Source organism: Rhodococcus sp. NPDC003348 (assembly GCF_053589375.1).
In genome coordinates this window covers 1-16,723 of record NZ_JBSFRT010000058.1, presented here as the reverse complement: position 1 = coordinate 16,723, position 16,723 = coordinate 1, and the positions used below count along the sequence as shown (strand labels likewise).

Sequence of the window (16,723 nt, the reverse complement as noted above, 5' to 3'; positions counted from 1 at the left end):
ATGAGCGAGACCCCCGACGAGGTGCCCCCCACTCGGGCCGCACGGCCCACCCAGGGAGCACGGCCCACGCAGGCGACGCCCGCGCCGGCCCCCGCCGCCACCCCCGGTGAGGAGGACACGTCGGGCCGGTCGGGCTCGGCGCGCAGCAGCAGGCGCAGCCGGTCCGGGCGGACCCGCACGAGCGCGCGTCGTCGGATCGGCGGCGGACTGGTCGAGGTCCCGTCCGTTGCGATGCCCGATCCTTCCACCGCGGTGATGACGGAACCCGTTGTCGCCGTGAACAAGAGGTTCTGCTGGAAGTGCGGCAAGCCGGTGGGACGCGGAGGACTCGACGACACCACGGGCACCTGCCCGGCCTGCCACGCCGGGTTCGACTTCTCGCCACGGCTGGCGGCCGGGGACATGGTGGCCGGCCAGTACGAGGTGCAGGGCTGCATCGCGCACGGCGGGCTGGGCTGGATCTACCTGGCCGTCGACCGCAACGTCAGCGACCGATGGGTGGTGCTCAAGGGCCTGCTGCATTCCGGGGATTCCGAGGCGCAGGCGGTTGCGCTGGCCGAACGGCAGTTCCTCGCCGAGGTCGAGAGTTCGAGAATCGTGAAGATCTACAACTTCGTCGAGCACCCGGAACCGGACGGCAGCAGCGTCGGCTTCATCGTGATGGAGTACGTCGGCGGACACTCCCTGCGCGACGCGCTCCGCGCCCGGCCGCGCCCCGAACGACTCCCCGTCGACCAGGCCATCGCGTACCTGCTCGAGGTGCTGCCCGCGTTGGACTACCTGCACTCGATCGGCTTGGCGTACAACGACCTCAAGCCGGAGAACATCATGATCACCGACGATCAGGTCAAGCTGATCGACCTCGGTGCGGTGGCAGGCCTCGAGGACTTCGGCTACCTGTACGGCACCCCCGGTTACCAGGCCCCGGAGATCCTCCGCACCGGCCCCACCGTCGCGACCGACATCTACACCGTCGGACGCACGCTGGCCGTGATGTGCCTGAACATGCCCTCGGAGAACGGGCACTACCGGGCGGGTATCCCGGCCCCGGCGGACGCACCACTGCTCGCCGAGCACGAGTCGCTGTACCGGTTCCTGTTGCGCGCCACCGACCCCGACCCCGACCGCCGGTTCGGCGGCGCCGCCGAGGCCGCGGGGCAACTGATCGGCGTGCTCCGCGAGGTGCTGGCCCAGCAGAGCGGGGAGGAACGCCCCGGCCTGTCGGAGGTGTTCAGCCCCGGACGCACCGTGTTCGGCACCGAGTGGGCGGTCCGGGGCACCGACGTCTACCTCGACGGGCGACAGCACGACGGCACCATTGAGGCGCGGGATGTCGTTGCCGCGCTGGCCGTTCCACTGATCGATCCGTCCGATCCCAGTGCCACGTTGATCGCCGCGACGGTGCACGCCGAACCGGCCCAGAGCCTCGACGCGATCCGCCGCGCCCGCGCGGGCGGCCTCGAACGGACCGCCGACGGCGGGCCCGGGTTCACCACGGAGATCGCGCTCGCCGAGACGAAGGCCCTCCTCGACCTCGGGGACGGGGAGTCCGCAGGCCGGGTCCTCGACACGGTCCCCGAGACGAAGAGCGGCAACTGGCGGGTCGACTGGTACCGCGGCATGGTGGCGTTGCTCGTCGGCGAGTACGAGGCCGCGATGACGTACTTCGACGTGACGCTGGCCGCGCTGCCCGGGGAGATCGCCCCGAAGCTGGCGCTGGCCGCGACCGCCGAACTGATCCTGCAGCACTGGCACACCGACGATCCCCACCAGTGGCGCACCTTCGCCGAGAAGTACTACGGCACGGTGTGGCGCACCGACCGGGGAGTGGTGAGCGCCGCATTCGGCCTGTCCCGGCAGCTCGCCGACCGGGGCGACATCGCCGGCGCGGTCGCCGCGCTGGACCAGATCCCGCCGACGTCGCGCCTCTACTCCACCGCCCGGATGACCGCGGCCCTGACCCGGCTGTCGGGGGCACCGATCGCAAGGCTGGACGAGGCGGCGCTGCGGGACGCCGCGGGTCGCGTGCAGGCGCTGCCGCCCGACGAGGGCCGAGCGCTGCAGATGCGTGCGGTGGTCCTGGGCACCGCCCTCGACTGGGTGCTGTCCGGCCATGTCGCCGACCGCGACCGCGGCCCCGTCCTCGGCGCCGAGTTCACCGAACGGGGCCTGCGCGCCGGAACCGAGACCGTGCTGCGCGCGTTGGCCCGCAACACGTCCAGCCGTGCGCACCGGAACACCCTCGTCGATCTCGCCAACCGGACCCGCCCCCGCACCTGGTGGTGAGCCGCGGCATCCCCGGAACGCCTAGCCGGCGAACTCCCGGGCGAAGCGGGCGATCGCGAGTTCCTCGTTGGTCGGCACGACGAGAACGGTGACCGCGGAGCCGTCGGTGGAGATGACGCGGGGTTCGTGGCTGCGCACGGCGTTGCGTGCGGGGTCGATCTCGATGCCGAGCCGGTGCAGGCCGGACAGCGCATCGGCCCGCACCTCGACGGCGTTCTCCCCCACACCCGCGGTGAAGGTGATCGCGTCGACGCCGCCGAGTGCGACCAGGTAGGCGCCGATGTACTTGCGCAGCCGATGGACGTAGACGTCGTAGGCCAGCGCCGCGGCGGCGTCGCCCTCGTCGATCAGGCGGCGCAGTTCCCGGAAGTCGTTGACGCCGCACAGCCCCTTGAGTCCGGACCGCCGGTTGAGCAGGTCGTCGATCTCGTCGACGTCGAGTCCGGCGCTGCGCCGCAGGTGCATCACGAGCCCGGGGTCGATGTCGCCGCTGCGGGTACCCATCACGAGCCCTTCGAGCGGGGTCAGTCCCATCGACGTGTCGACTGCCCGCCCGCCGGCGATGGCGGACGCCGACGCCCCGTTGCCCAGGTGCAGCACGATCTGGTTCAGCTCCGTCAGATCGCGTCCGAGCACCTCGGCGACCCGCGCGGACACCCACTCGTGGGAGGTGCCGTGAAAACCGTAGCGGCGCACACCGTGTGCCGCCGCGACGGCCGCGTCCACGGCGTAGGTGCGGGCCCGCGCGGGCAGGGTGTGGAAGAAGGCGGTGTCGAACACTGCGACGTGCGGCACGGACGGCAGGGCGAGCATCGCGCTCTCGATGCCGATGGCGTTCGCGGGGTTGTGCAACGGTGCGAGCGCCGAGAGCCGGGAGATCTCGGCGAGTACGTCGGGGGTGATGAGCGTGGGCCGGTAGAACACCTCGCCGCCATGCACCACCCTGTGCCCGACCGCCGCGATCCCCGCCGTGGCCAGATCCACGCCGTCCTCGGCGAACATGCCGAACGCCAACCGCAGACCGTGCGCGTGATCGGTGATCGGGCCACGGTGTTCACGGTCCGCGCCCCGGTAGCGGTGGGTGATCACACCGTCGGGCTCCCCGATCCGCTCGACCAACCCGGCCGCGAGCGCGTCCCCACTGTCCGGGTCGACGAGCTGGTACTTGATCGACGATGATCCCGAATTGACAACCAGTACCGACCCTTTCACGCGCTCTCCTCCCCCGTCGCGATGCCCTGCGCCTGGATGGCGGTGATTGCCACCGTGTTGACGATGTCCTGCACGAGCGCGCCCCGGGAGAGGTCGTTGACCGGCTTGTTCAGCCCCTGCAGCACCGGCCCGACGGCGACGGCGCCGGCGCTGCGCTGCACCGCCTTGTAGGTGTTGTTGCCGGTGTTCAGGTCCGGGAACACGAAGACCGTGGCCCGACCGGCGACCTGCGAGTCCGGCAGCTTCGTGGTGGCCACGCTCGGCTCCACGGCGGCGTCGTACTGAATCGGCCCCTCCACCAACAGGTCCGGACGTCGCTCCCGGACCAGCGCCGTGGCCATGCGGACCTTGTCCACCTCGACGCCGGCACCGGAGTCGCCGGTCGAGTAGGACAGCATCGCGATCCGGGGGTCGATGCCGAACCGCGCCGCCGTGCCCGCAGAGGAGATCGCGATGTCCGCGAGTTGCTCGGCCGTCGGATCGGGCACCACGGCGCAGTCACCGTAGGCGAGGACCCGATCCGCCAGGCACATCAGGAAGATGCTCGACACCGTCGACACCCCGGGTTCGGTCCTGATGATCTCGAACGCAGGGCGGATGGTGTGGGCGGTGGTGTGCACGGCGCCGGAGACCATGCCCTCGGCAATTCCGGTGTGCACCATCATCGTTCCGAAGTAGGAGACGTCGGTCATCACCTCCCGGGCGCGTTCGACGGTCATGCCTTTGTGTGCCCGCAGCCGCGCGTACTCGACCGCGAACCGCTCGGTGTACTCGCAGTCCGGCGGATTCAGGACCGCGGCGCCGTCGAGGTCGACACCGAGTTCGGCGGCCCGGCGGCGCACCAGCGCCTCGTCCCCGAGGATGGTCAGGTCCGCCACCTTGCGTTGCAGCAGCCGTCCGGCCGCGCGCAGGATCCGGTCGTCGTCCCCCTCGGGGAGCACGATGTGCCGTCGATCGGCGCGAGCGCGTTCGATCAGTTGGTACTCGAACATCTGTGGGGTGACCACCTCCGGACGTTCGACCTGCAGCCACGCCAGCAGGTCCGCGGAGTCCACGCGCCGCTCCATCAGACTCAGTGCGGTGTCCACCTTGCGCTGCGAGCCGACGGCGACCCGGCCACGGGTACGTGCCGCCGCGGACGCGGTGTCGAAGGTGCCCAGGTCGGTCGTCAGGATCGGCAGGCTCGGGCGCAGGCCGGCCATCAGCTTCGCGATCGCGGGGTGCGGCCGCAGTCCGCCGTTCATGATGATCCCGGCGATGGACGGGAATCCTTCCGCCTCATGGGCGTTGACCACCGCGAGCAGGACGTCGGACCGATCCGCCGGGGAGATCACCACCATGCCGTCGGTGAGCCGCTCGAGGATGTGCTCGGCGGTCATCCCCCCGACCATCACCTGCAGCGCCTCCCGTTGCAGCAGTTCGACGTCGCCGCTGTAGAGCTCCCCGTCGATGGCGTTCTGCAGTTCGGCCACCGTCGGCGCCACCAGCAGCGGGATCTCCGGCAGACTCCACACCGGTACGTGCATCGGAACCAACGCGACCACCACCGCATCGAGATCCTCCGGTTCGCACCGGTTCACCACGACACCCACCAGATGCGCATGCTGGGAACGCAACTCGGCGGCACAGATCTGCCCGAGCTGGTACACCTCGTCGGGGGTGCGGCCCGCCCCACGCAACGCCAGCAGCACCGGTGCGTCCAGGTTCACGGCGATCCGCGCGTTGAACTCGAGCTCGCTGGGGCTGGCGATGTCGGTGTAGTCGCTGCCGACGATCACCACGGCGTCGCAGTACCGGGCCATCGCGTGGTATCGCGAGACGATCTCCGCGATCGCCAGCTCGGGGTCCTCGTGCACCTGCTCGTAGGTGACGCCGAGGCACTGGTCGTAGGCCAGGTCCGCAGTGGTGTGTTCGAGCAGCAGTTCGAGGATGTAGTCGGGCTCGTCGGTCGAGCGCGCGATCGGCCGGAACACCCCCACCCGGGCGGTCGACCCGCAGAGCATCTGCAGCACGCCCAGCGCGATCGTCGACTTGCCGGTGTCGCCCTCCGGGGAGGCGATGTAGACGCTCGAGACTGCCGCTGCGGGTGCCATGCGACCAGACTAGGGCGTGACCGCGTAATCCCTCCCGATGCGCCCACCCGGATTCGGGTAGCCGGCTACGCATGGCGGGACGATCCCCGAGTGGCACCGTCGACCGTGTCCGATCCTTCGGTCCACGACCAGCGAGGCCCACCATGTCACCCGACGACACGCGCATCCGGAATACCACCCGATGCCCGTGGAGCACCCTTTCCCGGCGTCGCTCGGTCCGGCGGTTCGCGGTCCGGCTCGCCGCCGCTGCCCCGATCCCGGCCCTGCTCCTGCTCGCGCCGGCTGCTGCTGCCGCGGTGGTGGACCCGGGCGTGAGCATCCCGGGCCCGGACGGCGGATACCCGAGCCCGGGCGACCTGGTGAACTTCTGCCAGCGGCATCCGGACCTGTGTCCGACCTCGGGCTACACACCTCCGACGATCCCGACCTGGACACCGCCCCCGCCACCGCCTCCACCGCCGCCCCCTCCACCGCCTCCGCCTCCGCCTCCGCCTCCGCCTCCGCCTCCGAGGATCTCCAGCTCGGAGGGCGCCCCGACACCGACGACGTCGGCCTCGAAGCCGGCAGCCGAACGCCCCCGCCCCGAAAGGCCCGGCCCCGAAAGGCCACCGGCACCGGGCGTCCCCGCGCGAACGACGCCGCCACCATCGATCCCGAAGCCCGGGCCGACCACCGTCGCGACGAGGCTCGGCCCGCCGACGGGCGCCCTGCCCTCCCTGCCCCCGACCACCACGGGGCCCGCGCCCGATTCGAACGACGACGAACCACAGGTCGGCGCCCTCGCCCTGGCCGCGGTCGCGTCCGTCTCCACCACAGCGGTGGTGGTGACCACCCGGGCCGGCCGGGGCCGCCGGTGGGTGAACGCACACGCCGACACCCGGCCGACCCTGGGCCCCGCCGCGATCGCGGCGGAACGGGCCGACGAGGCGCCGGACCACACGGTTCGACTGGACCCGCGCGACGATGCCGGAGTCCAGATGTTCGAGGAGGATCACGATGACCGGGACTGACCACGACAACGACACGAGCCTGCGCACGGCAGTGTTCGAACACGCACCCGACAACGTGCTCACCGGCCGGATGCGGCCGAAGGTGCCCGCGGACGGACTGGTGTCCGGTCGGGTGCGGAGCGCGCAGCCGCTGCCGCGATCTGCGTGCCGTCTCCTCGACTCGCGTGTCCTCGAGGCCGCGCTGCGGTTCCTCGACCAGGACCCGCATCCGCTGCTCCTGACGGGACTGGCGAGGTATCGCGCCCTGACCGACGCCGCCCGGCAGACCCTCGCCGCGCCGGAGAAGGACGTGGTCGTGACGCTCGCCAAGCCGTATCACGTCACTTCCGAGCATCATCCGGAGGTCGCGGTGCTCATCGACGGGACCGAGGCCGGCACGATCGAATTCGATCTCGATGTCGCGTTCGACATGGGCGAGACGTCGCTGGCCGTCAAGAATGGCGCGATCGCGGGGGTCGACTGTGTGGCCGGGGCCGTGACCCTGGACCTGTCGCTGGCGAAGGGAGAAAGTCTCCTGCACGGCCGCAGGAGTTTTCCGGTGCACCGGGACGTGGATCCACCGATACCGATCCCAGTGCCGCCCCGGGGTTTCTGACCGGTGGGGCGATGCGCGGGCCCAGCACTGCCGCCACCCGAGCGGCTATCGACCTGCCAGCCCACCGGCCCGCGCGACCACCCAGGCGAGTTCCTCGTGCACGATGTCGCTGTGGGCTCCTGAGGGCGGCCGTCCCGCCTTGACGATTTCCGAGGCGTCGATGTTGAGCAGATGGCCCGCGTCGAACGGGTAGTCGGAGTCGACCTTTCCCAATGTGACCATCGGGGTGGCGTGCGCACCCACCGCGCCGAGGGCGCTCCACCGGGACCTGGCGTCCTCGGCCGCGGCCGCGTCGGATCTCGATACGGCCGAGGCGATCGGGTAAAGCACCCCGAGTGCCGAGTCGTGGCTCGAGTAGCACACCGAGATCGGTCCGTCGACGCGCGCGGCCCTGCCGGCGAGCGCGCCGCTGCGCCCGGAATCGAAGGGCAGTCGGTCGGCGAACGCGAACGCCGAGAAGGCCGGTTGCAGCAGCGTCACCGACTTCACCGGCGAGGGGTCCAGGTGCTCGGGGAGACCGGCCAGCGCGAACGACACGACGCGCCCACCGAAGCTGTGCCCCACGAGGTGGACCCGGAGACCCGGCAACCGGTCGTGCAGCTCGCCGATCAGCGGGCCGAGCCCACGCTGGCCCACGACGCCGGCGCGATTCTTCATCTCGTAGTACGTCAACTGGCGCAGCGCCTCTTTCGCGCCGTTCCAGACCGTGCGCACCATGTCTCCGAGGCCGGCAGCTCCACCGACCTCGTCCGAGTCGAACTCCACCCCGCAATCGGACAGCGCGACGACGAAGTCGTCGAACACCGTCCTCGGATCGTTGTCCGCGGCGAGCATTCCCGGCATCACCGCGCCGTCACTCTCACCGTCGTCGAACCCACCGGCGGTGTTCTCGGCGAACGACCGCAACTGCAGGAACAGCTCGTCGACGGCGTCGGGATCCGGTGGGGCCGAGAGCAGTTCGGCGATTCTGTGCAGCTGCGGCGCTCCCTCCGGAAACATCGATTCGAGCTGCGCGACGTCGGCCGGGTCCAGTTCGGGGTCGCCGGCGGACACCGTCGTGCGCTGCTGCAACGCCGCCCCTCCCTCCGTGTGTGACGGACCGGCCGCCGGTTCGAAATCCGGGATCGGTTCGTCGCTCCACCGCGCCGACGGCCAGAACAGCCCGACCAGACCTGCCTTCCGGGTTGCCCCGTCCCGTAGTTGGGGCGCAAGCAGATCGAACCAGGCGTGGTAGAGCCTGTCCGCAACCCGCCGATCGTTGTTCCAGCCGTGCGAGAAGAACACCAGATCGGTCAGTCCCGCTTCGCCCGCCTCCCGGACCACGGTCTCCACGGTGGCACGGTCGACGTCTCCCTCCTTGTCGAAAACAATGTTCCAGTACGGCTTTCCACCAATGGGCTCGGACATCTGCGTTCCTCTCGTCGGATGCGGTGCGAACTTCCCTCACACGGCTTGCATCGCCCGCATCAGGTCGACGAGGCCGGCGCCCTGACAGTTGGCGTCCCGGCCGAGCGACGTCGCGGACTCCACGAACACCCGCTTGACCTCCTCGGGGTCACCGATGAACTCGCGGCGCACCGACAGGAAGGCCGCCACCGCACCCGACACGTGCGGCGCGGCCATCGACGTGCCCCGCGACGAGACGTACACCGCCGCGCCGCTCTGCTCGGGAGTCAGGACCACCGGCTTGGACATCTCACCGGCCGCCGCGGACACGACTCCGTCACCCGGAGCAACCAGATCGGGTTTGCGGCGGCCGTCGCTGGTGGGGCCGCGGGACGAGAAGTACGACACCCCGTACCGGTGCGGACAGTCACGGTGAGTGGACCCGACGGTGATGGCCCGCGCGGCGTTTCCCGGATCGTTGATCGTCATCCCCATGCTGAATCGGCGCGGGCTCGCGAACGTCGGGTTCACGGTGACCGACCCCGAGTTGCCCGCAGCGACGACCACGACCACACCCGACCGCACCAGCTTGTCGATCTCCATGCACAGCGGGCTGCGTCCGCACGCGTCCCATTCGGCGTCGAACTCGTAGCCGAGACTGAGATTGACTCCGTGGATGCGCGGTTCGCTCCCAACGTTGATGTCCCGCACGTAGTTCAGTGCCTGCACGACCCGCCCGACCCGGGACGCCGCAGGCCCCGACCCGCCGAGCAACTTGAGGCTGACCAGGCGGGTCCGGGGCGCCATTCCGGCGAGGCAGTTCGGATCGGGGACCGAACGCGGTTTGAGGATCGGATTGTTCGGGGCGGCCATGCTGTAGCGCTCCTCGGCCACCACCACGTCCCGCTTGGGCTGCCAGAGTTCGAGTCCGCCGGCGATGATCCCCGCGACATGCGTCCCGTGGCCCAGGTCGTCCACGAGCGCGCCGTCCGACACCGGGACGTCGCCGGTGAAATTGCGATGCAGATCTTTCACCGAGTCGTCGTCGAGCGTGTGGTAACCCTGGAAGTGCGGGTGCTCGCCGGAGATGCCGGAGTCGACGACCGCCCACACGATCCCGTCTCCGTAGCAGTTGAACGATCGGTGGGCGGCGTCCGCTTTGATGGTGACGACGCTCCGATCGATCAGCCGGTGCATCTTGAAGTCCGGCCACATCTGAATGATGCAGCGGTCCGCCCAGTCGACGGCGGCGCCGTTGGCGGCCTCGAGCCGCCCGATCTGGTCGGCACTCAGCACGCCGGTCACGTAGTTGCCGGACACCCGGAGGGGTTCGCCCGGTCCGTCGACCAGTTTCCACAACTCGCGTAGCCGATCGAACGCGCGCTCCGGTCCGGCCCGGAAACCCGGGTTCAGCTCGATCATGATCGACACCTCGGCGCCGCCCGATTTCGGCGCCACCGCATCGCGCAACGCGGGGGTCAGCACACCGGCCGGTGGCGGTGGCACGTCGATTCCCGTAGGAGAACCGACCTCGGGCGTCGGCGGTGACGCGTCGGTGGCCACTGGGGGACCGATCCCCAGCCTCGGCGGTGGGTCCTTGTCCTCCTGCGCGCACGCCCGCTGCGCCCGATCCTGACCGGTCTCGGTCAGCCGAAGGCCCGGCATGCTGCTCACCAGGCCATCGGATTCGAGGTCGTCGGCCGCCGACCTGGTAGCCCTGTACCAGCGCGGTTCACCCTGCACGTACTTCCAGTCGTCGGCGTCGAAGAGTCGTCCGTAGCGCGCGCCGATACGTTCGAGCAGCCCGTGTTCGTCCACCTCCGAGATCCCCGGTCCCAGCGATCCGAGCACGCACAGCACCCGGTCGGACCAATCCGTTCGCTCGTCGCTCATGGATCCACCCTGGCCCCCTCGCGAGTGGGCGTCACGAGTAGTGCACTACTCGCCCTCGTCGGGGGGATCGGTGTGCCGCTCGCGCAGCGAGTCCCCCAGCTCGTTGCGGTCGGCGACGCCGAGTTTCATGCAGGCGCGGTAGATGTGCCCCTCGACGGTGCGGACGGACACCACCAGCCGCTCCGCGATCTCGCGGTTCGACAGCCCGACCGCGACCAGCGAGGCGATCTCACGTTCACGGCTGGTCAATGGCAGCGGGCGCGCGGCCTCGAGGATCGCGGGTGTCGACGCGTGGTCACACCGCTGCGCGAGTGCGTTGGCTGCCGCGGCGGCATCGAGTGCGTCGCGTCGGCGATCGAAAGCGGAGTACGCGACCGCGGCCTGCGCGGAGGCGTCCGCGGCATCCAACAATGCACCGATCCCCTCGAACTCCCCTGAGATTCTGGACAGTTCGTCACCGTCACCGGATGCGAAGGCGGCGGCCTGCGCCGCGGCCAGGGAGACGTACGGCCCGTCGCACCGCTCGGCGAGTTCCGCGAGACGCGGCGCCGTCGTCGCATCACCGAGCCGGGTCGCCAGATGCAGTGCCACCGCCTCGACGGCGAACTGGCCGGATTCGCGTGCCGCGTCGGCGGCGCCGTGCGCGGTGGCGATCCCGCGGGACACCTCCCCCTGGCCGGCCGCCTCCCACGCCGCGCCGATCTCGAAGATCGGCCCGAAGACCGCGACGTGCCTGCCGTAGCGGTCCCGCCCCGCGGCCACCACCTTTGCCGCGTCCGCCATCCGGCCCAGGACCGAATACGCCTGCGCCAGGTACGGATAGGCGGGGAAGCTCCATGCGAGAGCCGATCCGGAGTCTCCGACCGTCAGTGCCGCCATCGCCTGTTCGAGGCGCCCTGCCGCGTCCGCGAACCGGCCCGCCGCCAGATCGGCGGATGCGTACAGAATGTTCGCCTGCCCCCAGCCGATGTACTGGCCGGTGCCGGCCCCGTGGTCGAGGAACAACTGGGCGCGGCGCGCGGCACCGTCGAGGTCCCCGGTCAGGACCAGCGCGAGAATCGGCCCGATCGCGGCCGGGTAGCGGGTCAGCCCGTCCACCTGGTTCACCACGGCGTCCCCCCGCATCGCCAACGCCGCGACCGCGTGACCTCTGCCCGACAACGCGAGTGCCATCGACGCCGCGAAGGTTCCCCACTCCTCCGCCCATGGCAACGGATCCTTTTCGGCGAGAACGGCTTCTGCCTCCCTCAACCCCTCGTCGAGTCGATTCTCGAACACGGCGACGACGGCGCCGAGGCCCCGAACCACCGAGACCGCGTGGGGGTCGTGCACCCGCCGCCGGACCTCGTCGAGTACCCGGTCTGCGCCATCCGCGTCGCCCGCCGCCCAGAGCAGGTTCGCGATCCGGGTCACCCCCCAGCGGACCAGCTGGGGCTCGTCGAGGGTGTCCGGGTCGAACCTGCGCAGCGCGGTTTCGGCCTCGGCGGCGTGTCCCTGCCACAGCTGTGAACGGGCCAGCAGGTTCGCCGCCCGGAATCCGCCGTCCCTGTCGACCGCGGCCTGGGCCAGCCGCTCACCCAGTGGCACGTTCGCCAGCGCGATCGCGTCCTTCGCGGCGTGCACCAGCAGGTCGAGGTCGGGAGTCTGGTCGCTGTCGAGGGCCAGTTCCGCCAGCCGGATCCGGTCGCTGGGGCTTTCGGTGGGACGCGTCCGCAACGCCTCCACGAGGTTGCCGCGCAACCGCCTCGCCGCGGCCCTTCCAACCCTGCGGCGGACGACCTCGCTGAACATGGGGTGGTTGTAGTGCACCTCGACCTTCGGCCCCTCCTCGACGATCTGAACGAGCCCGCGCTGTTCGGCATCCTCGACGGCCTCTTCCCCGGCAAGGTCGACGAGGGTGTCGAGCGCCAGCGGTTCGCAGAAGGTGAGCAGTTCGAGCACCCGCATCACATCCGGTGGCAGGTGTTCGATGCGATCCTCGAGGAGGGACGCGAGTTCGGACGTGATAGCCGCCCGACCCCGCAGCTGCCAGACACCGCGGCACTCGCGCAGGGTCCCCGCCTCGAGCGCGCCCTCGACCAGATGGTGCAGGAACAGCGCATTGCCCCCGGAAGCGTCCCACATCAGATTGGCGCTGAGTCCCTCGAGCGGCCCACCGAGCACCGACTCGATGAAGGCGACGCTCTGCTGGCGCGTGAACGGGGTCAGCTCGAGACGCGTCAAATGCCCGTCCTTCCACAGCGACGTCACCGCGTCCGGTGCGGACTCTCCGCTGCGGATGGTCGCGACGATGTGCGCCGCCCGGTCGATCGCCAGTTGGTGCAGGAAGGTCGCCGAGAGCTGGTCGAGCAGGTGCGCGTCGTCGACACCGATCACGACCTGCCCTGACGCACCCAGAAGGGCCTCCCTGGCCGCCGACATGAAGGCCACCGGGTCGCGTGCGGTCGAGGGGCCGACGAGGTGGGCGAACACACCGAGGGGAATGCTCCGTGCCGATTCCGTACCCGCAACCCAGCGCACCTCGCCGGGGAGCGACCGTGTCGCGGCCCGCGCGAGGGTGGTCTTGCCGACACCGGCGTCGCCCGTCAGGACGACCCCACACGCACCGGTGGCGGACGTCAACGCGGACCTGAGGGTTTCGAACTCGTGCTGCCGCTGAATCAGCGGCCACGGCCGATTCATGATCAAAAGCCTATGCCCGACGGCACCCCGCGACAGCGGTTTCACACAGATGGAACACGACCGGTCGGTGTCCGGCTCCTCGACGTGCGGCGATCCCCGAGGTCAGACCACCGAGGCCCGGTCGATGTCGGAGACGTCGGCGCCGGCGGCCTCGAGTCGGGAGAACAGTTCGCCGGTGCCGCGGCGGGAGGCGAACTCGAGTTCGGCGTCGGTGATCGGCACCGCCTGCAACCAGGTGGTGACGTCCTCCTCGCGGTCGACGAGGATTTCGAGGTCCGGCCAGATGAACGGGACGACGAGCAGCACGTGCTTGGTGCCCCTGCCCGGGTCCGCCTCGTGCACCGCGTTGGGGACGATGGTGTTCGGGGTGACGTGGAAGGACCCGGACGCGACGGCGAACGCGCACTGCGCGAGGACGTCGGCGAGGCGCCGGTAGTCGGCGCGGCCGACGGTGATCAGCTCGGTGCGGATCGGTCGTCCGTCGTCGGTGGTGACGTTCGTCGGGTACCGGACCAGGTCGAGCGTGGCGTACGACGCGAAGCCGGGGCCGGGGCAGCCGTCACCGACCGCGATCGACACCTCGTCCGGCTCCTCGCCGTCGGTGTCCGCGTCGACAGCCGCCCGGAACCGCAGCACCTGCGGCATCATCCCGAACACCTCGCCGATACGGCGGGCGGCCTGCCTGACGTCGTCGCTGGAATCCATGGGATGTGAGCCTAGTGCCGACCCCCGGTCACGATTCCGCGGCGCTTGCGTCGGGGGCGGACGGCCCGGGCAGGATCCCGTGCAGAACGATGTCGGTGAGTGCGCCTGCAAGCGCTTCGGTGTCTTCGACGTCGCGGATGCACAGCGCGAAGATCGCGGCACCGCCGAGAATGTCGAGGAGCGTGTCGGCGTCGACGCCACGGCGGATCTCTCCGGCATCGACGGCCTCGGCCAGGCGCCGCCGCAGTTCCGCCCGGACGCCGGCGAGCTGGCGGACGACGAGCACTTCGCGCAGCGCCTCGTCCGAGCGCGACTCGCTGATCAGCCCCGGTACGCCGGCCCGGGTGTGCGGTGCGGCGAACAGGGCGACCGCACCGTGGACGAGGTCACGAATCTGGTCGGGCATCGCGCCCGCGGTGCCGAGTTCGGCGTCGATGTCGACGTCGCGCTCCGGGTCGAGCACCGGGTAGACGGCGTCGTTGACGACGTGCGCCTTCGAGGGCCACCGGCGGTAGATCGCGGGGCGCCCGACGCCGGCCCGGGTGGCGATCGCGTCGATGGAGGTTCCCGAATAGCCCTTCTCGACCAGCAGCTGCCGCGTGGCCTCGAGCACCGCCTCGTCGATGGCCGGATCGCGCTGCGGTCCGAGCCGGTGCTTCGACTCACGTTCCTTCGACATTCTTCAAACCCCTTGCAGACCTCTGTGATGGCCGTTACATTGTGTCACGGCTTAGTGATTACAGACTGTAACGACTCCTGTCTGGATGCCCGCCGCTCCACCACGGCGTCCTCGCTCCTCGCGTCGCACCATCTCGCCGGTCCCGGTTACCAGGGGCCACGCACCACGCACTCATCGGGCCGCACGGCCGCCACGAATCCACCGACCCCGCCCACGTCGCACTCCGATCGCTCACCGCCCCACCCCACAGGAAGGTTCCACCATGTCCAGTCGCACCATGAAAACCTTTGCCGCAGTGATGCTCACGGGTGGCCTGCTGGTCGGCGCCCCGACCTCCGCCGGCGCCCTCGACACCGGGTCGCTCGGCCCCCTCGGCGCCCTCGACACCGGATCGCTCGACACCGGATCGCTCGGCTCGGGCAACCAGTCCGGTCCGTCGACGTTGGGCTCCGTCAGCAACTTCCGCGACGTCGCGGGCAACACAGACGGCGGCTACGTCACCGCAGACGGCGGGCACCTCCAGCGCGGCGTGTTCTTCCGCTCCAACGGGCTCGACAAGGCCTCCGACGCGGACCTGCAGACCCTCACCTCGCTCGGTGTCGCCGACATCTACGACCTGCGCGGCGACAGCGAGATCAGCAACCCGATGGTCGGCGGCCCCGACAAGATCCCGGCCGGAGCCGAGTACACGCACCTGCCGATCGAGTTCGGGGATCTGACGAGCCTGGCCAAGACGATCACCACCCCAGAGGAGGGCCGCGAGTTCCTGCGCGAGACGAATCGCTCCTTCGTCACCGACGCAGCCAAGCGAGCGACCTTCGGTCAGCTGCTGACCTCCCTCGCCACTGAGGACGGGGCCCAGCTGTTCCACTGCTCGTCGGGCAAGGACCGCACCGGTTGGACGGCGATGTTGCTGCAGACGATCGCCGGGCTGCCCCAGCAGACGATCATGGACGACTACCTGCTGAGCAACACCTACCTGGAGCAGTCGAACAAGAAGACCCTCGGCTTGATCGGTCTGACGCTCGGGCAGAAGGCCGCGACGAACCTCGCACCGGTGGTGGCGGTCGAGGCGAGCTACCTGTAGGCCGGCCTCGATCAGATCGCCGCGGACTACGGCACGGTGGACGCCTACCTGACGCAGGGTCTCGGCCTGGACGCCGCCACGATCGCGGCCCTGAAGGACAAGCTGGTCGCCTGACCTCACCCCCTCGACGGCTCCCTGTGCGTCCCGACCCGGCCCTCCCGCCGGGTCGGGACGTCGTCGTCAGGCGAGGGCGCGCAGGCGCGGGGCGAGGTCGCGCTCGAACAACTCCAGGAACCGGCGCTGGTCGTGCCCCGGCGCATGAAACACCAGATGGTTCAGCCCGGCGTCGACGTACTGCTTGACCTGCTCGACCGCGTGGTCGGGATCCGACGCCACAATCCACCGCTTCGCCACCTGCTCGATCGGCAACGCATCCGCCGCCGCCTCCATCTCGATCGGATCCTCGATCGAATGCTTCTGCTCCGGCGTCAACGACAACGGCGCCCAGAACCGCGTGTTCTCCAACGCCAGCCCCGGATCGGTGTCATACGAAATCTTGATCTCGATCATCCTGTCGATCGCGGCGACGTCACGCCCGGCCTTCCCAGCGCCCTCGGCGACCGCAGGCATCAACTTCTCGGTGTACAACTCCATGCCCTTGCCGGAGGTGCAGATGAACCCGTCCCCCGCCCGACCCGCATACCGCGCCACCACAGGGCCACCCGCGGCGATGTAGACCGGGATGCCGCCCTCGGGCACGTCGTAGATCGACGCCCCCACGGTCTTGTAGTACTCACCGTCGAAATCGACACGCTCACCGGTCCACAGCTCCCGCATCAACCGCACCGACTCCCGCAACCGCGCGAACCGCTCCTTGAACTCCGGCCACTCCCCGGAGTAGCCGGTGGCGATCTCGTTGAGTGCCTCACCCGTCCCCACCCCGAGCATGACCCGCCCCGGGTACAGGCACCCCATCGTCGCGAACGCCTGCGCGATCACCGCCGGGTTGTACCGGAACGTCGGCGTCAGCACCGACGTCCCCAACTGCAACCGACTGGTGCGCTCCCCCACCGCCGTCATCCACGCCAACGAGAACGGCGCATGCCCACCGTTGTGCCGCCACGGCTGGAAATGATCCGACACCGTCGCCGAATC

11 protein-coding genes and 1 pseudogene are annotated in these 16,723 nt (G+C 70.1%); 4 read left to right on the top strand and 8 right to left on the bottom strand.

Annotated elements, in window-relative coordinates; all coding sequences use genetic code 11:
* Positions 1-2,286, top strand: a complete 2,286-nt coding sequence (locus ACWDU4_RS25995; protein WP_450116834.1) for a tetratricopeptide repeat protein — start codon at positions 1-3, stop codon at positions 2,284-2,286.
* Between the two features lie 21 nt (positions 2,287-2,307).
* On the opposite strand, the gene ACWDU4_RS25990 is transcribed toward ACWDU4_RS25995, so the two are convergent.
* Together ACWDU4_RS25990 and pta are read right to left on the bottom strand one after the other, a co-directional pair.
* Positions 2,308-3,498 carry an acetate kinase gene (locus tag ACWDU4_RS25990; protein ID WP_450116833.1) on the bottom strand — a complete coding sequence of 397 codons (1,191 nt, stop codon included), beginning with the start codon at positions 3,496-3,498 and terminating at the stop codon, positions 2,308-2,310.
* On the bottom strand, positions 3,495-5,591 hold the full coding sequence (gene pta / locus ACWDU4_RS25985; protein WP_450116832.1) for a phosphate acetyltransferase: 2,097 nt from the start codon (positions 5,589-5,591) through the stop codon (positions 3,495-3,497). Before pta ends, ACWDU4_RS25990 begins: the two co-directional genes overlap by 4 nt.
* Positions 5,592-6,415: 824 nt before the next feature.
* On the opposite strand from pta, the gene ACWDU4_RS25980 reads away from it, so the two are divergent.
* Together ACWDU4_RS25980 and ACWDU4_RS25975 are read left to right on the top strand one after the other, a co-directional pair.
* Positions 6,416-6,601 carry a hypothetical protein gene (locus ACWDU4_RS25980; protein ID WP_450116831.1) on the top strand — a complete coding sequence of 62 codons (186 nt, stop codon included), beginning with the start codon at positions 6,416-6,418 and terminating at the stop codon, positions 6,599-6,601.
* The gene (locus ACWDU4_RS25975) at positions 6,588-7,196 is read left to right on the top strand and encodes a hypothetical protein (protein WP_450116830.1); all 609 of its coding nucleotides are present in this window, start codon (positions 6,588-6,590) and stop codon (positions 7,194-7,196) included. The genes ACWDU4_RS25980 and ACWDU4_RS25975 overlap by 14 nt, the downstream gene beginning before the upstream one ends.
* A 45-nt stretch (positions 7,197-7,241) precedes the next feature.
* On the opposite strand, the gene ACWDU4_RS25970 is transcribed toward ACWDU4_RS25975, so the two are convergent.
* The 5 genes from ACWDU4_RS25970 to ACWDU4_RS25950 all read right to left on the bottom strand — a co-directional run bounded on the left by ACWDU4_RS25970 (position 7,242) and on the right by ACWDU4_RS25950 (position 14,541).
* A complete protein-coding gene (locus ACWDU4_RS25970) occupies positions 7,242-8,603 on the bottom strand; it encodes a serine-threonine protein kinase (protein WP_450116829.1) in 1,362 nt (453 codons plus the stop codon).
* Between the two features lie 36 nt (positions 8,604-8,639).
* On the bottom strand, positions 8,640-10,475 hold the full coding sequence (locus ACWDU4_RS25965) for a S8 family serine peptidase (protein WP_450116828.1): 1,836 nt from the start codon (positions 10,473-10,475) through the stop codon (positions 8,640-8,642).
* A 45-nt stretch (positions 10,476-10,520) separates the two neighbouring features.
* Entirely contained in the window at positions 10,521-13,157 is a 2,637-nt protein-coding gene (locus ACWDU4_RS25960) for a LuxR C-terminal-related transcriptional regulator (protein ID WP_450116827.1), read from the bottom strand.
* 102 nt (positions 13,158-13,259) lie between these two features.
* Positions 13,260-13,862, bottom strand: a complete 603-nt coding sequence (locus ACWDU4_RS25955; protein ID WP_450116826.1) for a suppressor of fused domain protein — start codon at positions 13,860-13,862, stop codon at positions 13,260-13,262.
* 28 nt (positions 13,863-13,890) lie between these two features.
* Positions 13,891-14,541, bottom strand: coding sequence for a TetR/AcrR family transcriptional regulator (locus ACWDU4_RS25950; RefSeq protein ID WP_450116825.1), 651 nt, complete (start codon positions 14,539-14,541; stop codon positions 13,891-13,893).
* An 85-nt stretch (positions 14,542-14,626) separates the two neighbouring features.
* Between ACWDU4_RS25950 and ACWDU4_RS25945 the strand changes: the two are divergent.
* A pseudogene (locus ACWDU4_RS25945) lies at positions 14,627-15,742 on the top strand (tyrosine-protein phosphatase).
* A gap of 66 nt (positions 15,743-15,808) precedes the next feature.
* Here the strand turns inward: ACWDU4_RS25945 and fgd are convergent.
* Positions 15,809-16,723, bottom strand: a 915-nt coding sequence (gene fgd, locus ACWDU4_RS25940) for a glucose-6-phosphate dehydrogenase (coenzyme-F420) (protein WP_450116824.1), incomplete at its 5' end; no start/stop codon positions are given.

Coding starts and splice junctions, on each gene's coding strand:
- ACWDU4_RS25995 (WP_450116834.1), top strand. CDS start 1: ATGAGCGAGACCCCCGACGAGGTGCCCCCCACTCGGGCCGCACGGCCC.
- pta (WP_450116832.1), bottom strand. CDS start 5,591: ATGGCACCCGCAGCGGCAGTCTCGAGCGTCTACATCGCCTCCCCGGAG.
- ACWDU4_RS25975 (WP_450116830.1), top strand. CDS start 6,588: ATGACCGGGACTGACCACGACAACGACACGAGCCTGCGCACGGCAGTG.
- ACWDU4_RS25970 (WP_450116829.1), bottom strand. CDS start 8,603: ATGTCCGAGCCCATTGGTGGAAAGCCGTACTGGAACATTGTTTTCGAC.
- ACWDU4_RS25965 (WP_450116828.1), bottom strand. CDS start 10,475: ATGAGCGACGAGCGAACGGATTGGTCCGACCGGGTGCTGTGCGTGCTC.
- ACWDU4_RS25960 (WP_450116827.1), bottom strand. CDS start 13,157: ATGAATCGGCCGTGGCCGCTGATTCAGCGGCAGCACGAGTTCGAAACC.
- ACWDU4_RS25955 (WP_450116826.1), bottom strand. CDS start 13,862: ATGGATTCCAGCGACGACGTCAGGCAGGCCGCCCGCCGTATCGGCGAG.
- ACWDU4_RS25950 (WP_450116825.1), bottom strand. CDS start 14,541: ATGTCGAAGGAACGTGAGTCGAAGCACCGGCTCGGACCGCAGCGCGAT.